The sequence below is a fragment of the Kitasatospora sp. NPDC004614 genome, assembly GCF_042873675.1.
In the GTDB taxonomy this organism is placed as follows: domain Bacteria; phylum Actinomycetota; class Actinomycetes; order Streptomycetales; family Streptomycetaceae; genus Kitasatospora.
Genome location: NZ_JBIALR010000012.1, coordinates 179,280 through 201,332, shown reverse-complemented (window position 1 = coordinate 201,332; position 22,053 = coordinate 179,280). Strand labels below are relative to the sequence as shown.

The window sequence follows — 22,053 nt, the reverse complement described above, 5'->3', positions numbered from 1 at the left end:
CCCGAGGTCACTCAGCGAGGAGCCCGTCATGCCCGAAGCCGTCATCGTCAGCGCCGCCCGTTCGCCGATCGGCCGGGCCTTCAAGGGCTCGCTGAAGGACGTCCGCCCGGACGACCTGACCGCGCAGATCATCGGTGCCGCGCTGGCCAAGGTCCCGGAGCTGGACCCGCGCACGATCGACGACCTGATGCTGGGCTGCGGCCTGCCGGGCGGCGAGCAGGGCCACAACCTGGCCCGGATCGTGGCCGTCCAGATGGGCATGGACTACCTGCCGGGCGCCACCATCACCCGCTACTGCTCGTCCTCGCTGCAGACCACCCGGATGGCGCTGCACGCGATCAAGGCCGGCGAGGGCGACATCTTCATCTCCGCCGGCGTGGAGACCGTCTCGCGGTCGATCAACGGCACCTCGGACGGCATGCCGGGCACCATGAACCCGCTGTTCGACGAGGCGATGGCACGCACCAAGCACCGCGCGGAGACGGGCAACACGGGGGCGGCGCGCAGCGCCTCGAACGAGGGTGGTGGTGGGCGACGGGCGGGCGAGTGGCACGACCCGCGCGAGGACGGCCTGCTGCCGGACGCGTACATCGCGATGGGCCAGACCGCGGAGAACCTGGCGGCGCTGAAGGGCATCACCCGCGCCGAGCAGGACGAGTTCGGCGTCCGCTCGCAGAACCTGGCCGAGGCCGCGATCAAGGCGGGCTTCTGGCAGCGCGAGATCACCCCGGTGACGCTCCCGGACGGCACCGTGGTGAGCGCGGACGACGGCCCGCGCGCGGGCGTGACGGTGGAGGGCGTGTCCGGCCTGAAGCCGGTGTTCCGCCCCGACGGCACCGTGACGGCCGGTAACTGCTGCCCGCTGAACGACGGCGCGGCCGCGCTGGTGATCATGTCGGACACCAAGGCGCGCGAGCTGGGCATCACCCCGCTGGCCCGGGTGGTCTCCACTGGCGTCTCGGCACTGTCGCCGGAGATCATGGGCTACGGCCCGGTGGAGGCGTCCAAGCAGGCGCTGAAGCGGGCCGGCCTGTCGATCGGCGACATCGACCTGGTGGAGATCAACGAGGCGTTCGCCGCGCAGGTCATCCCGTCCTACCGGGACCTGGGCATCGACCTGGACCGGCTGAACGTCAACGGCGGCGCGATCGCGGTGGGCCACCCGTTCGGCATGACCGGCGCCCGGATCACCACCACGCTGATCAACTCGCTCCAGTGGCACGACAAGCAGTTCGGCCTGGAGACCATGTGCGTGGGCGGCGGCCAGGGCATGGCGATGGTCATCGAGCGGCTGAGCTGACCTCCGCGTCGGCACCGTGACGGACGTCTCACCCGTCCGGAGTCACCGTACGTAATTGAGGGCCGGATCACACTCATGGTGCGATCCGGCCCGTTTTTTTGCCCTCCGGGACCGAAATATCGACGCACCGGATTGGATCAACTCCGCTGCGTAGAAGGGCATTACCCAGCAATTTAAGGACAAGTCGGAAAGTCACCGCCAAATCGGACATCAGCCTCTGCAGTAACGGGCGGGAATACGGCAGTGTGGAGCCGTAACCCCGTTCCGCTCCTCGTTGGGAGTACGTTCCGTGAGCGTCGTCTACACCTCCCTGCTGCTGGCCCTGATCGCCCTGACCGCCGCCGTCCTGCTCCACCTCCGCACACTGGGGCGGAAGTTGGACGCCGCGCAGCCCACCGCGCAGCCCGCCCCGCAGCTCGACGAGGCACTGATACGCCGCGCCGTCGCCGAGGCGCTCGCCGCCGACCGGGAGCGGGAGATCACCGAGGCCCGGGCGTTCTGGGCCGAGCAGGAGGCGCGCGCCGCCGAGGACGCGCCGCTGTTCGAGACCCCGTTCACGGCCGCCGGCGAGGAGTGGCCGATCTTCTTCCCGCGCCCGACCGGGCCGCAGGAGGCCGCCGACAACTACGGGGTGATGGACCCGGAGTTCGGCGAGGCGCTGCGCCACGCGCTGGAGGACCTCGCCAAGGACGGCTCCGCGGACGGCGGTTCGGCGGACGGCGGCATCCGGGGCGGCAGCTTCCCGCTCCCCGGCGACAACGGTGACGTGAAGGCCCGCCGCGAGGCCGACCTGCTGGCCACCGGCCTGGAGTCCGGACTGCTGGACGCCGAGAGCGAGCCCGCCACCGCGCCCGACCCGCGCCGCCACCCCTCGCACCCGGACTTCGTGCCCAGTCCCACCCCGTCCCGCGAGTGGACCGACGACCGGCTCGCCGCCCTCGCCGAGGACAGGATCGCCCTCACCGACGTGCGCCCCGGCCCGCTCGGCACCCTGGACGTGTACGCGTTCGCCGACGGCACCACGCTGTGCGTGGCCCCCGGCGACCGGGAGGCGGCGTACCGGCTGATCGACGCCGTCCGGGCCGACGAGGACGTCCGGCTGCTGGGCGGCTCCCGCTTCTCCGGCTCGTACTCGCTGACCTTCTCCACCGACGGCGACACCGTCTACGTGCTCGCCGACCGGGTGGTCGCCTCGATCTGAACCACGCGCGTCCGAGCCACGCGCAGGGGCGTCGATCCGCACGGCAAGGGGTTGCCCGGGCGGACCGGCGCCCCTTCGGCGTTCCCGACCCTGCGTCAGGCGGTCAGCCGGTCGGTGTCCTCGACGTCGGTGAGCGCGACCGCCAGCGCCTCCGGGTGTTCGGCGGCCGCGGCGGCCAGGTCGTGGCCGGTGACGGCGAGTTGGTCGCCGACCGCGAACGCCCCGCAGTCGGGGACGGGCAGCGGCGGCAGGCCCTCCAGCGCGCGGGCGGCGTCGGCCAGCCGGCCGGCCAGCGCGAGCAGCGCGGCGGCCCGCGAGGGGTGGCCGGGGACGGCGACCAGCAGGCGGCTCTGTGGCATCGCCCGGAAGCGGTCGGCGAGCCGGTCCACGGCGGCGGTCAACTGGGCGGGGGTGACGGGGTGGTGCTCGGACATGGCCCCGAGGGTAGCCAAACCGGGGCGGGACGGAACGCGGCGGGCCCCGGAGGAGTCCTCCGGGGCCCGCCGCGTGTACAGCCGCGCGATCAGTCGTCGCCGCGCAGGATGGCGATCAGGCGCAGCATCTCCAGGTAGATCCACACCAGCGACAGCGTCAGGCCGAAGGCGGCCCGCCAGGCCTCCCGCTCGGGGGCGCCATTGCGGATGCCCTCCTGGATCTCGTTGAAGTCGAGGGTCAGGAAGAACGCGCCGAGCGCGATGCCGACCAGGCCGACCACGATGCCGAGCGGGCCGGAGCGGAACCCGAAGTCCGCGCCGAACATGGTGGCGATCAGGTTGACGAACATCAGGATCACGAAGCCGATCGCGATCGAGATGCCGATCCGGGTGTACCGCGGGGTGACCCGGATCTTGCCGCTCTTGTAGGCGATCAGGGTGGCCGCGAACACCGCGGCGGTACCCAGCACGGCCTGAATGGCGATGCCCTGCAGCAGGGTGTTGAAGGCCTTGCTGAGCGCGCCGAGGAAGAAGCCCTCCAGGCCGGCGTACGTCAGGATCAGCGCCGGGTTGATGCTCCGCTTGAAGTTGATGACCAGGCCGATGACCATCGCGGCGAACGCGGCGACGCCGGCCAGCGCGTAGTTCTCGACCGGCACCACGAACCAGGCGACCGCGCCGGTGATGACCAGCGTGAGCAGCGTCATCGCGGTGCGGGCGACCACGTCGTCCAGCGTCATCCGGCCGGTCTGGGCCGGGCCCGCGTCAGGGCCCTGGTAGAGCTCGTAGAGCTGCTCGTCGGTCATGGCCTGACCGCCGGGCTGCGCGTAGGCGTTGTTGGCGTACGGGTTGTTGGCGTACGGGTTGCCGTACGCCTGGCCCTGGTGCCCGGCCGGCTGCGTGCCGAACCCCGCGTACTGGTTGTCGCGGGTGAAGGACCCCTCCCGCGAGAAGACCGGGTTTCTGCTTCTCATCACATTCCCTCCGGGGTGGCACAGCACCACCCATACAGAGCACAAGAGTAATGGTTTGGCAAAGTATTCCGCGTCAGCCGTGAGGAGGATCCCGTGTCGCCTGCGCGAGGGGCCCTTGAGAGGGCAGGGTGGGGGGCGCAACTGACAGACGATCAGAAAGGCGGCCCCCCGGATGGCCGAGGAGCTGTACGCCACCCTGAAGACCAACAAGGGCGACATCGTGATCCGGCTGCTGCCGGACCACGCCCCGAAGACGGTGAAGAACTTCGTCGAGCTGGCGACGGGCGAGCGCCAGTGGATCGACCCGAAGACCGGGAAGCCCAGCAACGAGCCGCTGTACGACGGCACGATCTTCCACCGGGTCATCCAGGGCTTCATGATCCAGGGCGGCGACCCGCTGGGGAACGGCACCGGCGGCCCGGGCTACAAGTTCGCCGACGAGTTCCACCCGGACCTGGCGTTCACCAAGCCGTACCTGCTGGCGATGGCCAACGCCGGCCCGGGCACCAACGGTTCGCAGTTCTTCATCACGGTCGGCCCGACCACCTGGCTGACCGGCAAGCACACCATCTTCGGCGAGGTCGTGGACGCGCCCAGCCAGCGTGTGGTGGACGCGATCGTCGGCGTCGAGACCGGGCGCAACGACCGCCCGCTGCAGGACGTGAAGATCGAGAAGGTCGCGATCGAGACCCGCTGACCCGGGCCGCCCCACGCAAACGCCGCGCCGCCCGTCCCCGGTTGCTCCGGGAACGGGCGGCGCGGCGTTCTGCCGACCGGACGTCAGTCGGTCTTGATGCTGGCGAGGATGTCCATCCGGGAGGCCCGGCGGGCCGGCCAGAGGGCGGCGATCACGCCGACCAGCGCGGACAGGGCCAGGAAGAGCAGCACGCTGCCGTAGGGGATCGAGGTGGTCAGGCCGGTCAGGTCGGCGGCCAGCACCCGGACGGCGGACCAGGCCAGGAAGACGCCGAGCCCCACGCCGATCACGGCACCGAAGAGCGAGATCACCACGGACTCGATGCGGACCATCCGCTTGATGCCGCGCCGGTCCAGGCCGATCGCCCGCAGCATGCCGATCTCGCGCTTGCGCTCGAACACCGACATCGCCAGCGTGTTGATCACACCGAGGACGGCGACCAGCACCGCCATGCCGAGCAGGCCGTACATGATGTTCAGCATCGTCGTGATGATCCGGCTGAACTCGGCGACCTTGTCCTTCTCGGTCAGCACCTCGATCACCGGGTTGCTGCCGGTGGCCGCCTTGACGGACTGCTTGAGCGCGGCGGTCTCGCCGTCCTTGCCCTTGACCAGGATCTCGCTGATGAACGAGTCGGGGTCGTGCTGGTCGATCAGCGCGTTGGGCACGATGACGTTCGACAGGGTGGCGTTGTGCTCGAACACGCCGCCGACGGTGAGGTCCAGCGTCTTGCCGTCGGCCACCTCGACCTTGGCGGTGGCACCCTGGGTGAGGTTGTGCTTGGCGGCGTATTCGTCGTTGACCAGGATCTGGCCCTGCTTCAGCGCGCCGGTCGAGCCGGACGCCATCTTCACCGTGACCAGCTGGTCGAAGGCGGCGGCGTCGAAGCCCTCGACGGCCCGGCTGTCCCCGTTGATCGTCCACATCACGTTGCTGACCGGGCTGACGGCGGTCACGCCGTCCGCCTTGGCGATCAGCGGCGCCAGGTCCTTCGACAGCGAGTGGTGGTTGGCCATCGAGACCGTGTAGTCGGCCTTCATCGAGCCGCTGACGAGGCGGGTGACCGTGCTGGTGACCGAGTCGCCGATCACCGTCACGGCGGTGACCAGGGTCAGGCCGATGGTCAGCGCGGCCGCGGTGCTGGCGGTGCGGCGCGGGTTGCGGACGGCGTTGCGACGGGCCAGCTTGCCGGGAGTGCCGAACACCTTGGCCAGCAGCGGGCCGACCAGGGCGACCACCGGGCGCGACAGCAGCGGCAGCAGGACGAACACGCCGATCAGGGTGAGCGGGGCGCCGAGCTCCAGGTACGTCCGGCCGCCGGTGCCCTTGCTGAACGCGCCGGCCAGGATCAGGGCGATGCCGCCGCCGGCCAGCACCGCGCCGATCGAGTTGCGGACCACCAGGCCGCGCTGGGTGCTGGGCAGGTCACCGCTGCTCATCGCCGCCACCGGGGGGATCCGGGAGGCGCGGATCGCGGGGATCAGCGCGGACAGCACGGTCACCACGATGCCGGTCACCAGGGTGCCGATGATGGTGGCCGGGGCGATCACCAGCGAACCGGTGGGCATGCCCTCGTTCATGCCGGCCAGCAGGGACTGCATGCCGGCGCCGATGCCGATGCCGAGCAGCAGACCGGACACGGAGGCGATCACGCCGATCAGCAGCGCCTCGATCAGCACCGAGTTGGTGACCTGGCGGCGGCTGGCGCCGACCGCGCGCAGCAGCGCCAGCTCCTTCAGGCGCTGAGCGATCAGCATGGTGAAGGTGTTGACGATGATGAAGATGCCGACGAACAGCGAGATGCCGGCGAACACCAGCAGCATGCTCTTCATGCCGGTGACCGACTGCTCGACCATCTTGGACTGCTCGTCCTTGAGCTTCTGGCCGGTCTCCAGGTCGAAGGTGTCGGGCAGCTTCGCCTTGGCCGCGTCCAGCAGCGCGTCCTCCGAGACGCCGGACTTGGCGGTCAGCGCGATCGAGCTGTAGTGGCCGGGCTCCAGCAGCCGCTGCTGGGCGGTGGCGGTGTCCATCAGCACGAGCGAACCGCCGGAGGTGACCTGCGGGTCGTCGGAGGTGAACACACCGGTGAGCGTGGTGTCCTCGGCGGCGCCGTTGCCGGCCACCCGGACCTTGTCGCCGACCTTGTAGCCGGCCTTGTCGGCGGCCTGCTTGTTCAGCGCGATCTCGCCGGCCGCCTTCGGGCCGCGGCCCTCCGCCATCGGGTAGCGCGGGTCCTTGCCGGAGGCGTCCGGGGCGAAGTTGGAGCCCTGGGCGCTCCACGCCTCGCCGATCAGGTTGCCCTTCTTGTCGGCGACGGCGGTGAAGCCGGTGACCACGCCGCGGGCCCGCTCGGCGCCCGGCAGGGCGGCGAGGTCCTTCACGGTGGCGTCGGTCAGCGCGTCACGCTTCTTCTGGCCGGCCTCCTTGGGGCCCTCGTCGGCGCTCCGGGACCACTTGTCGGAGACCAGCACGGAGACGTCGGAGTAGCTCTTGGAGTAGCTGTTGCGGACGGCCTGGCCCATGGTGTCCGAGAACACCAGGGTGCCGGCGACGAAGGCGGTGCCCAGCATGACGGCGAGTGCCGTCATCAGCAGTCGGCCCTTGTGGGCCAGCACGTTGCGCAGTGCGGTGCGATACATGGGGTCAGTCCTGGGGTGGTGTGGACGGTCGGCTGCTGAGGGGCCGTCAGCTGGTGCGGCCCTTGGCGTCGAAACGACGCATCCGGTCGAGGACCGAGTCGGCGGTGGGGTTGGTCAGCTCATCGACGATCCGGCCGTCGGCGAGGAAGACCACGCGGTCCGCGTAGGACGCGGCCACCGGGTCGTGCGTCACCATCACCACGGTCTGACCGAGCTCGCGCACCGAGTTGCGCAGGAAGGAGAGGATCTCGGCGCCGGAACGGGAGTCCAGGTTTCCGGTGGGCTCGTCGGCGAAGATGATCTCCGGCTTGGAGGCCAGCGCGCGGGCGCAGGCCACGCGCTGCTGCTGGCCGCCGGAGAGCTGCGCCGGGCGGTGCGAGAGGCGGCCGGACAGGCCGACCGTCTCCACCACGCGGTCGAGCCAGGCCTTGTCGACCTTGCGGCCGGCGATGTCCATCGGCAGCGTGATGTTCTCCAGCGCGGTCAGCGTCGGCAGCAGGTTGAACGCCTGGAAGACGAAGCCGATCTTGTCGCGGCGGAGCTTGGTCAGCTGCTTGTCCTTCAGTCCGACCAGTTCGGTCTCGCCGATGGTCGCCGAGCCGGAGCTGACCGTGTCCAGGCCGGCCATGCAGTGCATCAGGGTGGACTTGCCGGAGCCCGACGGGCCCATGATCGCGGTGAACTCGCCCTGGCCGAAGGAGACCGAGACGTTGTCGAGCGCGACGACGCGGGTGTCGCCTTCGCCGTAGACCTTGTTGAGACCGGTGGCGCGGGCCGCCGCCAGACCGGTGTGGGCTGCGTACGCGGTCGAGGTGCTCACGAAGGGGACTCCTGTCGGGGAGGTGCTGGCTCGTCACTGGGCTGCGGCCAGGACGTGCCTGCGACCGCTATCCCATCCTCTCCTCGATGATCATGGAATTCGTCGCCCCGCCGAACGGTTGCCGCCCCGCCCCGAGATGTACGGCCGCCGCCGCCCTCTCCTCCTTCGGTATGACCCGCACCCCGAGGACCAGCGGTGGCCGAGAACTGTCGGAGGGTGGCCGAAATGACAGACGCTTCGTCAGATCGCATGGAAGCATGACAACTTCCGTCCCGAGAATTATGCGAAACCCTCGCCCGGCCGACTAGGCTCAGTAACCGAGTTCACGCGCTCCCAGGCCCAGATGGTGGAACGCAGACACGGGCAGCTTAAAACTGCTTGGCCGGAAGGTCGTGCCGGTTCGAGTCCGGCTCTGGGCACTCTTCTGCCCACCCATCGTGACCTGCGGTAATGACCCGATCACGACCGATGCCCCGACCCACCCCCGCGGATTCCCTGCGGATCCAGTGGGTCAGGGTGTCGTGATTGCCCAGCCAGCGCAGGGTGAGCGGGCAGCGGGCGGCCGGGTACCAGTGGGTGGCGAGCTCGGCGAAGAAGGCGTCGTCGGCGCAGAGACCGCCCGGGCGGTCGCCCAGATAGATCAGATGATCGCCGCGGTAGGCCCGCAGGGCGTCCAGGGCCATCGGATCGCGGTACGGCGGCCAGATCAGGGCGAGGGCCCGGCCGGGGTGCGCGGCGGCGTCCTCGGCGGCCCGGCCGGGGCGCACGTCGGTCCAGCGGAACCGGTCGGTCCAGCCGTTGAGTTCGGTGCGGGCCTCGGCGTCGGTGGCCAGCACGTCGACGCCGCGGGCGCGCAGCCGCGCGGCCCAGTAGCCGCTGCCGGCGCCGACTTCGAGCAGTCCGCGGCCGGCCAGCCGCTCCGCGATCCAGTCGAGGGCGGTGCGGGTGACGGGCGCCCAGCTGTAGATCCGGGACAGCTCCTGCCGGCGCGGCAGCGGCGGGCCGGCGTCCGCCGGGAGGTGGTCGAACACCTCGACGACGGTGCCGTGCGGGCCCTCGCGACGCAGCGCCGGGTACCAGAGCAGTGGCACCATCTGCGGGTTGTGGACGGCGAATTCGACGTCCGGTGCGGGCAGCAGCTCGGCGAGCTGGCGGAACGGCCGTCCCCAGCCGGGGTGGTGGAGTTCGCCGCGCTCGGCCCAGAGCCGGATCAGGCGCTCGGCGGTCTGCGCGACCAGGCTCGCCGCCGGGTCGTCGGCCGCTGCCCGCACGGCGGGGTCAGAGCCCCATGTGGTCGGCGACGGAGATCGCGATGTGGTCGGGCGTGACCAGCGCCATGTGGTCGGGCGTGACCAGCGCCATGTGGTCGGGCGTGACCAGCGCCATGTGGTCGGGCACCACGACCTGGCCGGCGGCCTGGTCGACGGGGCGCTCGGCGGCGGTGGCGGTGGCAGCGGTGCCGACGACGGCCGCGGCGGCGAGTCCGGTGGTGGCGGCGGCGATCAGGGCGGCTTGACGAGCGGTCAGTTCCATTGCGGTTCCCCCAGGTTGAGCGTGGTTGGTGATCGTCATGCTAAGCGGCCGGATTCGCATGATCAATCCACTTCCCGGGTCCGATTATGAACACTTCGTTCAACGAATCCCGTTGACGTCTTCCCGTTCATCGGAGCATGCTGACCCCATGACCGACACCCCTCAGCAGCCCGCCGACCCGTTCTCCCCGCCGGACCCGGAGGCCGCCCGCACGCAGCGCGTCTACGCCTCGCTGTTCCGGATCGCCGAGCGCCACGCCGCCACCGACGAGCAGCGCCGCCGCCAGACCAACCCGGCGATGCTCGCCCCGCACGAGGCGGTCCGGCTGGTGGCCTTCCTGCTCAGCGGCGCCGCCCTCGCCGAGGACGGCGAACCCGAGGTGGACCGCGCCGACCTGACCGCCGCGCTCACCCTGCTTCCCCTGGTCCGCGCCGAACTCGACGAGCTGGAGGCCGGGTTGCTCACCATGGCCCGCGGCCGCGGCATGACCTGGCAGGAGATCGCCTTCGGCCTCGGCCTCGGCACCCCGCAGGCCGCCCGCCAGCGCCACGAGCGCCTCAGCGACCGCACCACGCCCACCGACCAGGGCTGACGGCACCCCGGGAAAGCCCGAAGGCCCCCACCCGGCGGGGGTGGGGGCCTTCGTCAACTGAGTGCTGTACTCCGCCCGACAGCAAGGCCGGCTGAGCACCACGGAGGACGTGGTCCGGCGGCGTTGCCGGGCGGAGGGCCTCCGACTCGTAACCCGAAGTGACGGGTCTCGTCGCTTACTTGCTGGAGGCGAGCTCCTTCTTCGGCTCCGCGGCGGCGGCGGGCTTCGGCGGAGCGGTGGCCTCCTGGAACGCGTCGAACGGCTTCTCCATCTCGGAGAGACCGACCGTCTCGCGCTTGAGGAACATCGCCAGCGTCCAGTCGGTGAAGACCCGGATCTTGCGGTTCATGGTGGGGACCATCGCACCGTGGTAGGCGCGGTGGAAGTACCAGGCGAGGCGGCCCTTGAGCTTGACCTTGCCGAACAGGATCGCCACACCCTTGTGCAGGCCGAGGCCGGCCACCGCACCGAGGTTCTTGTGCTTGTACTCGGCCTGCGGGAAGCCGCGCATGCCGGCCACCACGTTGTCACCGAGGACGGCGGCCTGACGGACCGCGTGCTGCGCGTTCGGCGGGCACCAGGCGCCCTCACCGGCGGCCAGGTCGGGAACCTGGGCGTTGTCGCCGGCCGCCCACACGTAGTCGAAGCCCTGGACCTGCAGGGTCGGCTTGGTGTCGACGTGGCCACGCGGGCCGAGCGGCAGACCGAAGCGGTTGACGATCGGGTTCGGCTTCACGCCGGCGGTCCACACGATGGTGGACGCGTCGAACTCCATGCCGTTCTTCAGCACCACGTGCTGGTCGACACAGGAGTCCATCGAGGTCTCGATGTAGACCTCGATGTTGCGCTCCTCGAGCCGGCCCTTGGTCCACAGACCCAGGTCGGGGCCCATCTCGGGGAGGATGCGGTTGGCCGCCTCCACCACGACGAAGCGCATGTCCTCGCGGCTGACGGTCTTGTAGATCTTGGCGGCGTCGCGCGCCATGTCCTCGATCTCGGCGACCGTCTCGATGCCGGCGAAGCCGCCACCGATGACGACGAAGGTCAGCGCCTTGCGGCGGACGTCCTCGTCGGTGGTGGACTCGGCCTTGTCCAGCTGCGCCATGACGTGGTTGCGGAGGCTGATCGCCTCTTCCACCGTCTTCATGCCGATGCCGTGCTCCGCCAGGCCCGGGATCGGGAAGGTGCGGGAGACCGAGCCGGTCGCCACGACCAGGTACTCGAAGGGCAGTTCGTAGGACTCGCCGGCCGCGGGCTGGATGGTGGCGACCTTGCGGGCGTGGTCCACCTCGGTCACGTGACCGGTGAGCACCTCCGCCTTCTTCAGGGCGCTGCGCAGGGGCGCGACGAGGTTGCGGGGGGCGACGTTGCCGCCGGCCGCCTCCGGGAGGAAGGGCAGGTACGTCATGTACGACCGCGGGTCGACGACCGTGACGGTCGCTTCGCCGTAGCGCATCTTCTTGAGGATGCGCATCGCGGCATACAGGCCGACGTAACCACCGCCGACAATGAGGATGCGAGGACGCTCCGTGGTGCTCATATCCGAAAGTATCCACCCCGGCCTGACGGGCCATTCGTGAGGCCCATCACAAGCTCCTGGACACCTGCTGCTACACTGCGCGCCCACAATTCCGGCCGGTGCCGGCCTCCTCGCCGCCACCACCCGTCCACCATGATCGCTCAGGCACTCGGTGCCACGCTGAGCAGCAACGATCCTTGTGGGGCACGGGTTCCCGAGTGCGCTTTCGATTTCTTCGGCGTGAACGGCGGGTTGCCTGCGATCCCATGAACCACCCGCCCCAGGCGCCTTCGGTCCCACATATCGGACGGACCGGACACCGCAAGGGGCCGAAAGGCCCGGTCGCCATGTGAAGAAATTCACGAAGCTTCTTGCCGGGACACGCCGGGAGGCCCGCACCGGGCCTCCCGGAACACCCGTCAACCACCCGTCGACCACCCGCCGGGCGCCCGGATCAGGCGATCGACCAGGCGATCCCGTCGAGGATGTCGTGCTCGGAAACCAGCAGCTCAGCGGCCCCGGTGCGCTCCATGATCTCCAGCAGCACCAGCGCGCCGGCCGCGATCACGTCGACCCGGCCGGGGTGCATCACGGGGACGGCGGCCCGCTCGGCGTGCGAGGAGTGCAGCAGCCACTCGGCGGTCTCCCGGACCTGCTGGACGGTCAGCACCGCGTGATGGATCTGCTCGGAGTCGTAGCCGGGCAGCTCCAGCGCGATCCCGGCGACCGTGGTGACGGTGCCGGCCAGGCCGACCAGGGTGGCGCCGTCCGCCAGTGGGACGCTCGCCTCGACGGTGTCCAGCGCGGCCCGGATGTCGGCCCGGGCGGCGGCGATCTGCACCTCGGTGGGCTGCCCGCCCGCGAAGTGCCGCTCCGTCATCCGCACGCAGCCGATGTCCATCGAGTGCGCGGCCCGCACGTCCTGCTCGCCGAGCACGAATTCGGTGGAGCCGCCGCCCAGGTCGAACACCAGGTAGGGCGGGCGGTGCGGGCCGCCGAGCAGCTCGCGGGTGGCGCCGGTGAAGGAGAGCCGGGCCTCCTCGTCGCCGCTGACCACGCTCGGGGTGATGCCGAGGATCGCCTTGACTCCGGCGGTGAACTCGGCGGCGTTCTCGGCGTCCCGGGAGGCCGAGGTGGCGACCATCCGGATCCGCTCCGGGCCGACCCCGTGCGCGGCGATGATCTCCGCGTACTCGCGGCAGGCCGCGAAGGTGCGGTCCAGCGCCTCGGGGTGCAGCCGACCGGTCTTGTCGACGCCCTGGCCGAGCCGGACGATCAGCATCCGCCGGTCCAGATCGACGATCTCCCCGGTCTCCGGGTCCAGGTCGGCGATCAGCAGGCGGATCGAGTTGGTGCCGCAGTCGATCGCGGCGACCCGGATGGTGCTCACGACTCGTCGTCCTCCTCGGCCTTGCGCGCCGCGCGCTCGGCCCGCTCGGCGGTCAGCGCCTCCTTGGCGGCGATCACCGCGGCGTGGTCCTGGGCCTTGGCCTTGTTGCGGGCGACCCGCTCACCGGCGGCCTCGACCTCGGCGGGGCTGACGCACGGGCCCTTGGCCCACCAGTCCTCCAGCATGCCGATCGCCTCGTCGCCGAGCGGGTTGACGCCCTCGCCGGCCGCCAGCGAGTGGCCGACCAGCACGTGCAGGCACTTGACCCGGTCGGGCATGCCGCCGGCGCTGGGGAAGCCCTCCAGCACCTCGATGGCGTCCCGGCGGGCGATGTAGTCCTCGTGCGCGGCCTGGTAGGCGGCGGCGAGCTCGGGGTCCTCGGCGAGCCGGGCGGTCTGCTCCTTCATCACGCCGTCCGCCTCCAGGGTGCCGATCAGCGAGGCGGCCTTGGGGCAGGTCAAGTAGTAGAGCGTCGGGAACGGCGTGCCGTCGGGCAGCCGGGGCGCGGTCTCCACCACGTCCGGGTTGCCGCACGGGCAGCGGTGGGCGACGGAACGCAGCCCGCGCGGCACCCGGCCGAGCTGGGCGGCGATGGCGGCGACGTCGTTGTCGGAGACGGGAGGGTTCTGGTTGCTCATCAGGAGTCTGTTCGTCAGGAGGGGGCGGGTGGGGTGGCGTCAGGGAGCTGCGGGTGGAGCGGCGATCGCGGTGTCGGCGGCGTCCACCGAGTCCCAGAAGCCGGAGTACCAGGGACGGGCGGCCTTGGGCCGGCCGGCGCCGTCCGAGGCGGACTGCTTCTCGCCCTGCGCGGGCGGCGGCGCGACCGACACGAACGGGGTCTCGCCCGGCAGCGCGTAGTGCAGCCGCTCCCGGGCCTGGGCCTTGACGAACTCCGGGTCCTGCCAGCGGGCCTTGGCCCGACGCAGTTCGTCGACCTGCTGGCGGGCGTGATCGGCCTTGGCCCGCTGATCGGCGATCTCGCCGCGCTGCGCGATGTACTGCCGGGCCGGGTACGCGAGTATCGCCACCAGCGAGCACAGGACGAGGACCAGCACGGTGGCCCGGCTGGTGAAGCGCGGGCGCGCCGCCAGTCCGGGAATTCTCCACTTGGCCATCTGGTCGCCCCTCCTGCGCATGCCGGTGCCCCGGCCCCACCCTACGCGGTGGAGGCCGGGGCACCGGTCACAACAGGCTCGGCGATCAGCCCTTGCTGTGCTTACTTGTCCGCGGAGCGGCTGTGCTTACTTGTCCGCGGAGCGGCTGTGCTTACTTGTCCGCAGAGCGGCTGTGCTTACTTGTCCGCAGAGCGGAAGCGGGGGAACGCGCCGCGGCCGGCGTACTCCGCGGCGTCGTCGAGGATCTCCTCGATGCGCAGCAGCTGGTTGTACTTGGCGACGCGCTCGGAGCGGGCCGGGGCGCCGGTCTTGATCTGGCCGCAGTTGGTGGCGACGGCGAGGTCGGCGATGGTGACGTCCTCGGTCTCGCCGGAGCGGTGCGACATCATGCAGCGGTAGCCGTTGCGCTGGGCCAGCTCGACGGCGTCCAGGGTCTCGGTGAGCGAGCCGATCTGGTTGACCTTCACCAGCAGCGCGTTGGCGGTGCCGGTCTCGATGCCCTTGCGCAGGCGCTCCGGGTTGGTGACGAACAGGTCGTCGCCGACCAGCTGGACCTTGTCGCCCAGCTTGTCGGTGATGGCCTTCCAGCCGTCCCAGTCGGACTCGTCCAGCGGGTCCTCGATGGAGACCAGCGGGTAGGCGGCGACCAGCTCGGCGTAGTACTCGACCAGCTCGGCGGCCGACAGGGCCTTGCCCTCGAACTGGTAGGCGCCGTCCTTGTAGAACTCGGACGCGGCGACGTCCAGGGCGAGCGCGATGTCCTTGCCCGGGGTGTAGCCGGCCTTCTTGATGGCCTCGGTGATGAGGTCCAGGGCCTCGCGGTTGGAGTCCAGGTTCGGGGCGAAGCCGCCCTCGTCGCCCAGGCCGGTGGACAGCCCGCGCTCCTTCAGCACGCCCTTGAGGGTGTGGTAGACCTCGACGCCCCAGCGGACGGCCTCGGAGAAGGACTCCGCGCCGATCGGGGCGATCATGAACTCTTGGATGTCGACGTTGGAGTCCGCGTGCGAGCCGCCGTTGAGGATGTTCATCATCGGGACCGGCAGCACGTGCGCGTTCGGGCCGCCCAGGTAGCGGAACAGCGGCAGGTCGCTGGCCTCGGAGGCGGCGTGCGCGACGGCGAGCGAGACGCCGAGGATGGCGTTGGCGCCGAGCGAGGACTTGTCCGGGGTGGCGTCCAGGTCGAGCATGGCCTGGTCGATCAGGCGCTGCTCGGTGGCGTCGTAGCCGACCAGCTCCGGGCCGATCTGCTCGATGACGGCGAGGACGGCCTTCTCGACGCCCTTGCCGAAGTAGCGGTTCTTGTCGCCGTCACGGAGCTCCAGCGCCTCGAAGGCGCCGGTGGAGGCACCCGACGGGACAGCCGCACGACCGGTGCTGCCATCGTCGAGACCGACCTCGACCTCGACCGTGGGGTTGCCGCGGGAGTCGAGGATCTCACGGGCTACGACGACATCAATGGACGGCACGAGGCATCTCCTAGCGGAAGCGGATGTGTGGTCGTTACGCCCAGAGCCTAGCCGCAGACATGCCCACGGCCACGCCCGGCCGGGCCCCGTCTCACCGTGTGGCCCGGCTACTCACTGGTAGTTCACCTATTTGCCCGTCGGCGGCGGGCTCCGGGCGGCGCGAACTGCTGGGCGCACGCCCGGAGCGGACGAATCGTCAGACCGACGAAGGGTCTATACCACTGCCGGGCCGGAGCCGGCCGGACCGCGCCGTCACAGCGCCAGCACCTGGCCGGGCATGATCACATCGGGGTCGGCGCCGATCAGTTCGCGGTTCGCCCGGAACAGCTGCTCCCAGCCGCCGGACACGTTCCGCGCGGCGGCGATCCCGGACAGCGTGTCGCCCTCCTGCACGGTGTAGTTCCCGGTGCCGGACTGCGTCGGCCCGTCGGCCGGGGCGCTCTGCTTCGAACTCTTCGACTGCTGCTGCGACTTCGTCTGCTTCTGCTCGGGCGCCGCCGCGCGCTGCTGCGAGCGGGAGGCGGTGTCCTCGGAGCTGTCGCCGCCGCGGGACAGACCGGCCTTGATCGAGCAGGACGGCCAGGCGCCGGGCCCCTGGGAGGCGAGCACCCGCTCGGCCACCGCGATCTGCTCGGAGCGGGTGGCCTGGTCGGCGCGGGCGGCGTAGTCGCCGCCGCCGTAGGCGCGCCAGGTGGAGGAGGAGAACTGCAGGCCGCCGTAGTACCCGTTTCCGGTGTTGATGCCCCAGTCCCCGCCGCTCTCGCACTGGGCCACGCGGTCCCAGGTGTCGGCGGGTGCGGCTGCCGCTCCGGTGGCGGAGAGCAGGGGCAGGGCCAGGCCCACGGAGGCGACGCCTGCGGCGGCGACGACCTTCTCGGCCTTGGTGCTACGGCGGTGACGTCCAGTACCGGCGAACAGCATGGGACTTCCTCTCCGCACGCCTACGAGGTGAGCTGTCGGGTTCGGACCGGGAGGCTGGCCCGGCCGCCGGGAGGTCCGGACGCGGTTGCGTCCGTTCCCCGGCGGCTTCACCCCAAGCCGCTGGGAGTACGGCGTTCACACCTGGTTCCCCCGCTCCTGTCCGAATCCTGGTCGGTGTCCCGAAGGTGCGGCGGACAGGACTCGGCGTGCCGCGTTCGGGGCCCGCAGCTGCGGGCAAATCGGAGAGTAAGCAGAGCTGACGAGCAATCACAAGCTCATATCACCGGTATCACGTCGAAATTACGGACCTTCACTTCTCGTGCACAAACCGTCCATGTATGTCCGTATTCGCCCGAAGTGGGGGCGCACCCGCGCCCCCACCGGGCCCACGGACGGTGACGTGCGGGGGCGGGGCGAGGGCAGGGCGGCGGCGGTCGAAACCGGGTCAGCGGGGCGTGAAGGAGACCGGGAGTTCGCGCAGCCCGCGCATGATCAGCCCACCCCGCCAACGGAGTTCGGCCGGATCGGCGGCCAACTGGAGGTCCGGCAGCCGTGTCAGCAGTGTGCCGATCGCGCGCTGCCCTTCGAGCCGGGCCAGCGGCGCACCGATGCAGTAGTGGATGCCGTGTCCGAAACCGAGGTGCGGATTGTCCGTCCGGGCCAGGTCCAGGGTGTTCTCGTCGGAGAACCGGTCCGGGTCGCGGTCCGCCGCGGCCAGCACCACCAGCACCGGGTCGCCCGCCGGGATGTCCACCCCGCCGATGCTCAGCGGCCGGGTGGCGAACCGCCAGGTCGCCAGCTCCACCGGCCCGTCGTAGCGCAGGAGTTCCTCGATGCCGGTCTCCAACAGGCCCGACTCCCCGCGCGCCAGCGACTCCTGGAGCAGGGTGCGCTGATCCGGGTTGCGCAGCAGCGCGTAAACGCCGTTGCCGATCAGGTTGATGGTGGTCTCGAAGCCGGCGAACAGCAGGATGAAGGCCATCGCCGCGGCCTCGTTCTCGGTCAGGTGCTCGCCGTGGTCGCTGGCCCGGATCAGGCCGGAGATCAGGTCGTCGCCGAGGTCGGCGCGCTTGCGGTGGATCAGGTCGGCCAGGTACCCGCGGATCTGCTTGACCGCGCGGCCCACTCCCCCGCGCTTGCCACCGGTATGGCGAATCATCATGCCGGCCCAGTCGCGCAGGTCGTCCTGGTCCTCGGGCGGGACGCCGAGCAGGTCGCAGATCGCGTAGATCGGCAGCGGGAAGGCGAATTCGTGGATCAGGTCGACCTCGCCGCGCTCCGCGAAGGAGTCGATCAGGCGGTCGGTGAGCTGCTGCACCCGCGGTTCGAACTCGGCGACCCGGCGCGGTGTGAAGGCCTTCGACACCAGGCGGCGCAGCCGGGTGTGGTCCGGCGGGTCGATGTTCAGCAGGTGGGTCATCAGGTCGGCCTGCCGCTCGCCCGGGATGCCCACCCGGCCGGTGCGGTGCGCCTGTTCGCTGTGGTGCGCCGGGTTCTTGGAGAGCCGGGAGTCGGCCAGCGCCTGCCGGGCGTCCGCGTACCGGGTGACCAGCCAGGCCTCCACCCCGCTCGGCAGCGTGGTGCGGTGCACCGGGGCGTTCTCCCGCAGCCAGGCGTACGCCGGATACGGGTCGGCCGCGAACTCCCAGGTGAAGAGTTGCGGGTGGGCGGTGTGGGGCTGATCTGGCATGTCTTGACCGTATCTGGAACCGCCGTCGCGTGAGTCTGGTCACCTGGCGGGTAATTGCTGTTGCGGAGAGTCGGGGCGAGCCTACGATCCTCCGCAAGAACCACAGTGGGCGGCGTGCGGACCGCCCGCGGTTCGCTCTGAAAGGGGAGCAGGCCATGCGAGTAGCCGGTGCAGTGGTGGTCATCGCGGTGCTCGACGGAGGCGAGGGGGCCGACCTGGCCCGCCGGTTCTCCGCCGCCGGAGCCGCCGGCCTGCTCATCGCCGATCTTCGCCCCGGTGTCGCCGAGGACCTGGCCGCCGAACTCGACCGTCCCGGCTGCCCGGTGGTCGGGGTGTCCGGTGACGTCCACCACCCGGCGGACATCGCCGCGCTGGTCGACACCGCCGCCAAGCACCTCGGGCCGATCGACCTGTTCGCGGTCGCCGGCCCGGACGGCGAGCGGGTCGTCCAGCTCGCCGAACTGTCGGGCCACCTCGACCCGCTGGCCGAGGTGCTGGCCCTGGTCGGCGAGGCGATCGGCGAGGTCGTGCCGGCCCAGCGCCGCCGCCCGGTCTCGGACGTCCCGCTGGCGAGCTGACCCGTCAGTCGTCCTCGGACAGTCCCTCGGCGGCCCGTACCGCCCGGCGGTAGCGCCGGGCCGCCGCCCGCAGTGCGGCGTCCACGTCCACGCCCTGGTCGTAGCCGCGCTGCGCGACCGCCAGCAGCAGCTCCCCCGCCGTCTCCGCAGTGAGTTCGGCGGGCAGTTCGTACGGCGCGTCCGGCACTGCGGTGAACCGCGCCCGGCGCACCCGGGAGACCAGTTTCGCCGCGTACGCCAGCGCGGGCAGGCCCGCCGGGACGCCGTCCAGCACCGATTCGCGCTGCTTCTCCGCGGCCTTCAGCTGCTCCCAGTTGGCCTCCGTCTCGGCGGAGTCCCGGACGCTGACGTCGGCGAACACGTGCGGGTGGCGATACATCAGCTTCTCGACGATGTCGCCCGCCACGTCGTCGATGGAGAACGGGTCCTCGGCGTCCTCCTCGGCGATCCGGGAGTGGAAGAACACCTGGAGCAGCACGTCGCCGAGTTCCTCGCGGAGGGTCGGACGGTCATCCTCCTCGATCGCCTCGACCAGTTCGAAGGCCTCCTCGACCAGGTACTTCACCAGGCTCCGGTGGGTCTGCTCGGCGTCCCACGGGCAGCCGCCGGGCGAGCGCAGGCGGTCCATCACCGAGACCAGGTCCAGCAGCCGGGCGCCCGGCAGGTCGTACGAGCCCGGCAGCACCTCGATCTCCGGGTGCTCGCCGGCCTCTTCCACCGCGATCCGGGCCAGCGCGTCGGTCAGCCCCGGGTCGCCGTCCGGGCTCTCCAGCCACACCGCGGGGGCCAGCGCGAGCAACTGCCGGGCCAGCGCCGGGGCGGAGCCCCGTTCGATCAGCCGGGGCTCGACGCCGGCGGCGCGCAGCGCTGGCAGCTGCGGGTGGTCGGCGACGCCGGCCAGCACCACGGGCGCCGAACGGAGGGCCTCCCAGGCCGGCCAGCCGAGCAGGCCCGGGGCGACGCGGTGGGTGGTGGTGAGCAGGATCAGCTTCGGAGTGTCCACGCCACCGAACCTACAACGACCGCGTGCGGGGCGGACCAGCGGTTTTCCTGCGCGGACGGTCACGCCGCGGGTTGCAGCATCAGCTGTCGGGTGACGGACAGCAGGTCGGCGGGCGTCAGCTCGGCCAGCAGCGAACCGGCGTGCTCGATCAGCGCGGCGGCCGCCTCGGTGAGCGCGGCGTCGTCCAGCGGGCGCCCCGCCAGGGGGAGGCTGTCGGCGAGCAGGCTCTGCGCGACGGTGTACAGGTTGGCGCTGGCCGCCTCGCGGATCGTCAGCGACAGGTGCGTGGAGGGCGCGCCGTCCTCGGCGCGGGCACGGTGGGCGAAGCCACGCGGCACGTACAGCACCTCGCCCGGCTGCAGGACGGTCTCCAGCAGCACCTCGCCCGGGTCGCCGTCCTCCCGCTCCGGCACCCAGTTGCCGTCGGCGGGCCCGCCGTGCACCCACCAGCGCTTGGCCCCGGAGATCTGCACCACCAGCACGTCCGCGTCGTCGCGGTGCACCGGGCGGCCCTGGGTGCCGGGCGGGGTCAGGAAGTAGAACGCCTCGACCTGCCGGCCGATCTCGGCGGCCAGACCGCGGGCCAGCTCGCGCACCCCGTCGTGCCACTGGTCGACGTAGCGCAGCAGCAGCGTCGCCTGCTCGTCCCGGATCAGCGCCCGCACCGCCGCGCCGTCGGCGTACCCCCCGACCACCTCGCCGAGCACCACCCGCGGCGGGCAGAACCGCTCGACGGGCAGGTGGGCGTCGCGCTGCACCAGGCCCAGGTACGGCACCTTCAGCAGGCCGTGGTCGAGCAGCCGGTCGAGTTCGGCGGCGGGCAGCACGTCCACCGGCGGGCGCTCGGGGCGCAGCACGGCCGGGGTGGTGCGCCACAGCTGGGTACGGAACTGCTCCTCGTCCGCGACGAAGCGGCTCAGCCAGGTCTCGGTCATGGTCGGGTCTCCTCTGGTGCGGGCTGCTCGGGCGGTGTGTTCGGGGGGTGTGTTCGGGAGGGTCAGGCGGTGGGTTCAGGCGGTGGGACGGTTGCTGTACGCAACGCGGCGGGCGGCGGACACCAGCTCGGCCGGGTCAGCGGTGGCCAGCCGGGTGCGCAGGTGGTCGAGCAGCTGCTCGCCGGCCGCCAGCAGGTCGTCCTCGTCGCGGGGGCGGGCGGGCAGTTCGAGGCCCTCGGTGAGCAGGGCGCGCAGCTGAGTGCGCAGGTGGACGGTGCAGGCCTCGCGCAGCGCGATCGTCAGGTGCAGCGACGGCCCGTCCTCGGTGGCGCGGGCGGTGTGGGCGTAGCCGTTGGGGACGTACAGCACCTCGCCCGGGTGGACGACGGTGTCCAGCAGGCACGGGCCCGGGTTGTCCTCGCGGACCGGCTGCCAGTTCGGGTCGGTCGGGCCGCCGTACACCTGCCAGTGCTTGTGGCCGCTCAGCTGGATGACCAGGATGTCGCCCTCGTCGCGGTGCACCGGCCCGTGCCGGCCGGGCTGCGAGTAGAACATGAACGCCTCGGTGAGCCGGCCCAGGCTCTCCGACAGGCCGGTGGTCAGCGCGCGCACCCCCGGGTGCCAGTGGTTGAGGTAGCGCAGCTGGAGCGTGGCGTTGCGGTCCCGGATCAGCGCCCGCACCCGCTCCGGGTCGAGGCACCCCTCCAGCGTCCGGCCGGCGATCACCCGCGGCGGGCAGTACTCCTCCTGCGGCACGGTGCCCTCGACGGTGAACAGCCCCGCGTAGGGGTCGCGCAGCGTGCCCTCGTCGATCAGCTCGAACAGGCTCTCCACCGTGAGCACTTCGGTGGGCGGGTCTGCGGGGCGGAGCACCACCGGCCCCTGGCGCCAGTGCTTGCGCAGGAAGGTCTCGGTGTCGTCGACGCAGCGGTCAAGCCAGTCCATGGTGGTGTTCCTCTCCGAACTCAGGGCGTCTCAGGGGGTGTTGGGGGTGGGGCGGATCGGACGCGGGGCGCCGGCGGCGGCGAGGCCGCCGGCGACCCCGGGCGTGGATCGGTGGATCAGATGACGTCCGGGTAGCACGCGCCGCAGCCGTCGGTGGTCGCGTGACCGGCGCTCACGGATGGGGCGGTCGCGGCCTGCGCCGACACGGCCGGCGCGAACACCGCACCACCCACAGCAGCAGCGACGGCCACGGACAGCGCGGCCTGACGGGCCAGCGCGGCGAACTTCGAAGCGGACTCGG

The 22,053-nt window shown here is 71.3% G+C and carries 20 protein-coding genes, 1 tRNA gene, 1 pseudogene and 1 riboswitch; of the genes and pseudogenes, 6 read left to right on the top strand and 16 right to left on the bottom strand.

From position 1 onward, the window contains the following. Positions 1-28: 28 nt before the first annotated feature. Together ACFYST_RS24225 and ACFYST_RS24220 are read left to right on the top strand one after the other, a co-directional pair. Positions 29-1,300 carry an acetyl-CoA C-acetyltransferase gene (locus ACFYST_RS24225; RefSeq protein WP_387637960.1) on the top strand — a complete coding sequence of 424 codons (1,272 nt, stop codon included), beginning with the start codon at positions 29-31 and terminating at the stop codon, positions 1,298-1,300. A gap of 289 nt (positions 1,301-1,589) precedes the next feature. Next, a complete protein-coding gene (locus tag ACFYST_RS24220; RefSeq protein ID WP_387637962.1) occupies positions 1,590-2,501 on the top strand; it encodes a hypothetical protein in 912 nt (303 codons plus the stop codon). A 95-nt stretch (positions 2,502-2,596) separates the two neighbouring features. Here the strand turns inward: ACFYST_RS24220 and ACFYST_RS24215 are convergent, their stop codons facing one another. Both ACFYST_RS24215 and ACFYST_RS24210 read right to left on the bottom strand, forming a co-directional pair. Then, positions 2,597-2,935 (bottom strand): hypothetical protein, encoded by a 339-nt coding sequence (locus ACFYST_RS24215; RefSeq protein ID WP_387637965.1) that lies wholly within the window; start codon positions 2,933-2,935, stop codon positions 2,597-2,599. An 89-nt stretch (positions 2,936-3,024) separates the two neighbouring features. Then, positions 3,025-3,909: a Bax inhibitor-1/YccA family protein gene (locus ACFYST_RS24210; RefSeq protein WP_387637969.1), complete on the bottom strand. Its 885-nt coding sequence runs from the start codon at positions 3,907-3,909 to the stop codon at positions 3,025-3,027. Between the two features lie 172 nt (positions 3,910-4,081). On the opposite strand from ACFYST_RS24210, the gene ACFYST_RS24205 reads away from it, so the two are divergent. Further along, positions 4,082-4,606, top strand: coding sequence for a peptidylprolyl isomerase (locus ACFYST_RS24205; protein WP_387637972.1), 525 nt, complete (start codon positions 4,082-4,084; stop codon positions 4,604-4,606). Positions 4,607-4,689: 83 nt separating this feature from the next. Here the strand turns inward: ACFYST_RS24205 and ACFYST_RS24200 are convergent, their stop codons facing one another. Both ACFYST_RS24200 and ACFYST_RS24195 read right to left on the bottom strand, forming a co-directional pair. Continuing rightward, the gene (locus tag ACFYST_RS24200; protein ID WP_387865377.1) at positions 4,690-7,245 is read right to left on the bottom strand and encodes an ABC transporter permease; all 2,556 of its coding nucleotides are present in this window, start codon (positions 7,243-7,245) and stop codon (positions 4,690-4,692) included. Between the two features lie 46 nt (positions 7,246-7,291). Then, positions 7,292-8,065, bottom strand: coding sequence for an ABC transporter ATP-binding protein (locus ACFYST_RS24195; RefSeq protein WP_043915787.1), 774 nt, complete (start codon positions 8,063-8,065; stop codon positions 7,292-7,294). Between the two features lie 337 nt (positions 8,066-8,402). On the opposite strand from ACFYST_RS24195, the gene ACFYST_RS24190 reads away from it, so the two are divergent. Next, a tRNA-Leu gene (locus ACFYST_RS24190) sits at positions 8,403-8,484 on the top strand. An 859-nt stretch (positions 8,485-9,343) separates the two neighbouring features. On the opposite strand, the gene ACFYST_RS24185 is transcribed toward ACFYST_RS24190, so the two are convergent. Further along, complete coding sequence (locus tag ACFYST_RS24185) at positions 9,344-9,598, bottom strand: hypothetical protein (protein ID WP_387865374.1); 255 nt, start codon at positions 9,596-9,598, stop codon at positions 9,344-9,346. 148 nt (positions 9,599-9,746) lie between these two features. On the opposite strand from ACFYST_RS24185, the gene ACFYST_RS24180 reads away from it, so the two are divergent. Further along, a complete protein-coding gene (locus ACFYST_RS24180) occupies positions 9,747-10,190 on the top strand; it encodes a DNA-binding protein (protein WP_387865371.1) in 444 nt (147 codons plus the stop codon). A gap of 175 nt (positions 10,191-10,365) precedes the next feature. On the opposite strand, the gene ACFYST_RS24175 is transcribed toward ACFYST_RS24180, so the two are convergent. The 7 genes and pseudogenes from ACFYST_RS24175 to ACFYST_RS24145 form a co-directional block, all read right to left on the bottom strand. Then, entirely contained in the window at positions 10,366-11,730 is a 1,365-nt protein-coding gene (locus ACFYST_RS24175) for an NAD(P)/FAD-dependent oxidoreductase (RefSeq protein ID WP_387637983.1), read from the bottom strand. Positions 11,731-12,163: 433 nt separating this feature from the next. Continuing rightward, the gene (locus tag ACFYST_RS24170) at positions 12,164-13,099 is read right to left on the bottom strand and encodes an exopolyphosphatase (protein WP_387865368.1); all 936 of its coding nucleotides are present in this window, start codon (positions 13,097-13,099) and stop codon (positions 12,164-12,166) included. Between the two features lie 131 nt (positions 13,100-13,230). Beyond that, positions 13,231-13,780, bottom strand: a pseudogene (locus ACFYST_RS24165) (DUF501 domain-containing protein); the annotation flags it as partial. After that, positions 13,777-14,214, bottom strand: a complete 438-nt coding sequence (locus ACFYST_RS24160) for a septum formation initiator family protein (protein WP_387865365.1) — start codon at positions 14,212-14,214, stop codon at positions 13,777-13,779. The gene ACFYST_RS24160 and the pseudogene ACFYST_RS24165, both read right to left, overlap by 4 nt. A 176-nt stretch (positions 14,215-14,390) precedes the next feature. Beyond that, the gene (gene eno, locus ACFYST_RS24155; RefSeq protein ID WP_387637989.1) at positions 14,391-15,680 is read right to left on the bottom strand and encodes a phosphopyruvate hydratase; all 1,290 of its coding nucleotides are present in this window, start codon (positions 15,678-15,680) and stop codon (positions 14,391-14,393) included. A gap of 252 nt (positions 15,681-15,932) precedes the next feature. Then, positions 15,933-16,601, bottom strand: a complete 669-nt coding sequence (locus ACFYST_RS24150) for a transglycosylase family protein (protein WP_387637991.1) — start codon at positions 16,599-16,601, stop codon at positions 15,933-15,935. A gap of 3 nt (positions 16,602-16,604) precedes the next feature. Then, positions 16,605-16,785: riboswitch (cyclic di-AMP (ydaO/yuaA leader) on the bottom strand. 261 nt (positions 16,786-17,046) lie between these two features. After that, positions 17,047-18,291 carry a cytochrome P450 gene (locus ACFYST_RS24145; protein ID WP_387865364.1) on the bottom strand — a complete coding sequence of 415 codons (1,245 nt, stop codon included), beginning with the start codon at positions 18,289-18,291 and terminating at the stop codon, positions 17,047-17,049. Positions 18,292-18,446: 155 nt separating this feature from the next. Here ACFYST_RS24145 and ACFYST_RS24140 point away from each other — a divergent pair, with 155 nt between their 5' ends. Then, positions 18,447-18,869, top strand: a complete 423-nt coding sequence (locus ACFYST_RS24140; protein WP_387637995.1) for an SDR family NAD(P)-dependent oxidoreductase — start codon at positions 18,447-18,449, stop codon at positions 18,867-18,869. Between the two features lie 4 nt (positions 18,870-18,873). On the opposite strand, the gene ACFYST_RS24135 is transcribed toward ACFYST_RS24140, so the two are convergent. The 4 genes from ACFYST_RS24135 to ACFYST_RS24120 form a co-directional block, all read right to left on the bottom strand. Next, positions 18,874-19,872: a MazG family protein gene (locus tag ACFYST_RS24135; RefSeq protein WP_387865361.1), complete on the bottom strand. Its 999-nt coding sequence runs from the start codon at positions 19,870-19,872 to the stop codon at positions 18,874-18,876. 59 nt (positions 19,873-19,931) lie between these two features. After that, positions 19,932-20,807 (bottom strand): JmjC domain-containing protein, encoded by an 876-nt coding sequence (locus ACFYST_RS24130; protein ID WP_387865359.1) that lies wholly within the window; start codon positions 20,805-20,807, stop codon positions 19,932-19,934. A 75-nt stretch (positions 20,808-20,882) separates the two neighbouring features. Further along, entirely contained in the window at positions 20,883-21,752 is an 870-nt protein-coding gene (locus ACFYST_RS24125) for a JmjC domain-containing protein (RefSeq protein WP_387638002.1), read from the bottom strand. A 116-nt stretch (positions 21,753-21,868) separates the two neighbouring features. Next, the coding region (locus tag ACFYST_RS24120) for a hypothetical protein (protein WP_387865356.1) at positions 21,869-22,053 on the bottom strand (185 nt) is incomplete at its 5' end.

Excerpts from the sequence above, each read along its gene's own strand:
- ACFYST_RS24210 (WP_387637969.1), bottom strand. The coding sequence starts at position 3,909 with ATGAGAAGCAGAAACCCGGTCTTCTCGCGGGAGGGGTCCTTCACCCGC.
- ACFYST_RS24130 (WP_387865359.1), bottom strand. The coding sequence starts at position 20,807 with ATGACCGAGACCTGGCTGAGCCGCTTCGTCGCGGACGAGGAGCAGTTC.
- ACFYST_RS24185 (WP_387865374.1), bottom strand. The coding sequence starts at position 9,598 with ATGGAACTGACCGCTCGTCAAGCCGCCCTGATCGCCGCCGCCACCACC.
- ACFYST_RS24215 (WP_387637965.1), bottom strand. The coding sequence starts at position 2,935 with ATGTCCGAGCACCACCCCGTCACCCCCGCCCAGTTGACCGCCGCCGTG.
- ACFYST_RS24200 (WP_387865377.1), bottom strand. The coding sequence starts at position 7,245 with ATGTATCGCACCGCACTGCGCAACGTGCTGGCCCACAAGGGCCGACTG.
- ACFYST_RS24150 (WP_387637991.1), bottom strand. The coding sequence starts at position 16,601 with ATGCTGTTCGCCGGTACTGGACGTCACCGCCGTAGCACCAAGGCCGAG.
- ACFYST_RS24140 (WP_387637995.1), top strand. The coding sequence starts at position 18,447 with ATGCGAGTAGCCGGTGCAGTGGTGGTCATCGCGGTGCTCGACGGAGGC.
- ACFYST_RS24160 (WP_387865365.1), bottom strand. The coding sequence starts at position 14,214 with ATGGCCAAGTGGAGAATTCCCGGACTGGCGGCGCGCCCGCGCTTCACC.
- ACFYST_RS24145 (WP_387865364.1), bottom strand. The coding sequence starts at position 18,291 with ATGCCAGATCAGCCCCACACCGCCCACCCGCAACTCTTCACCTGGGAG.
- ACFYST_RS24180 (WP_387865371.1), top strand. The coding sequence starts at position 9,747 with ATGACCGACACCCCTCAGCAGCCCGCCGACCCGTTCTCCCCGCCGGAC.
- ACFYST_RS24175 (WP_387637983.1), bottom strand. The coding sequence starts at position 11,730 with ATGAGCACCACGGAGCGTCCTCGCATCCTCATTGTCGGCGGTGGTTAC.
- ACFYST_RS24125 (WP_387638002.1), bottom strand. The coding sequence starts at position 21,752 with ATGGACTGGCTTGACCGCTGCGTCGACGACACCGAGACCTTCCTGCGC.
- ACFYST_RS24225 (WP_387637960.1), top strand. The coding sequence starts at position 29 with ATGCCCGAAGCCGTCATCGTCAGCGCCGCCCGTTCGCCGATCGGCCGG.
- ACFYST_RS24205 (WP_387637972.1), top strand. The coding sequence starts at position 4,082 with ATGGCCGAGGAGCTGTACGCCACCCTGAAGACCAACAAGGGCGACATC.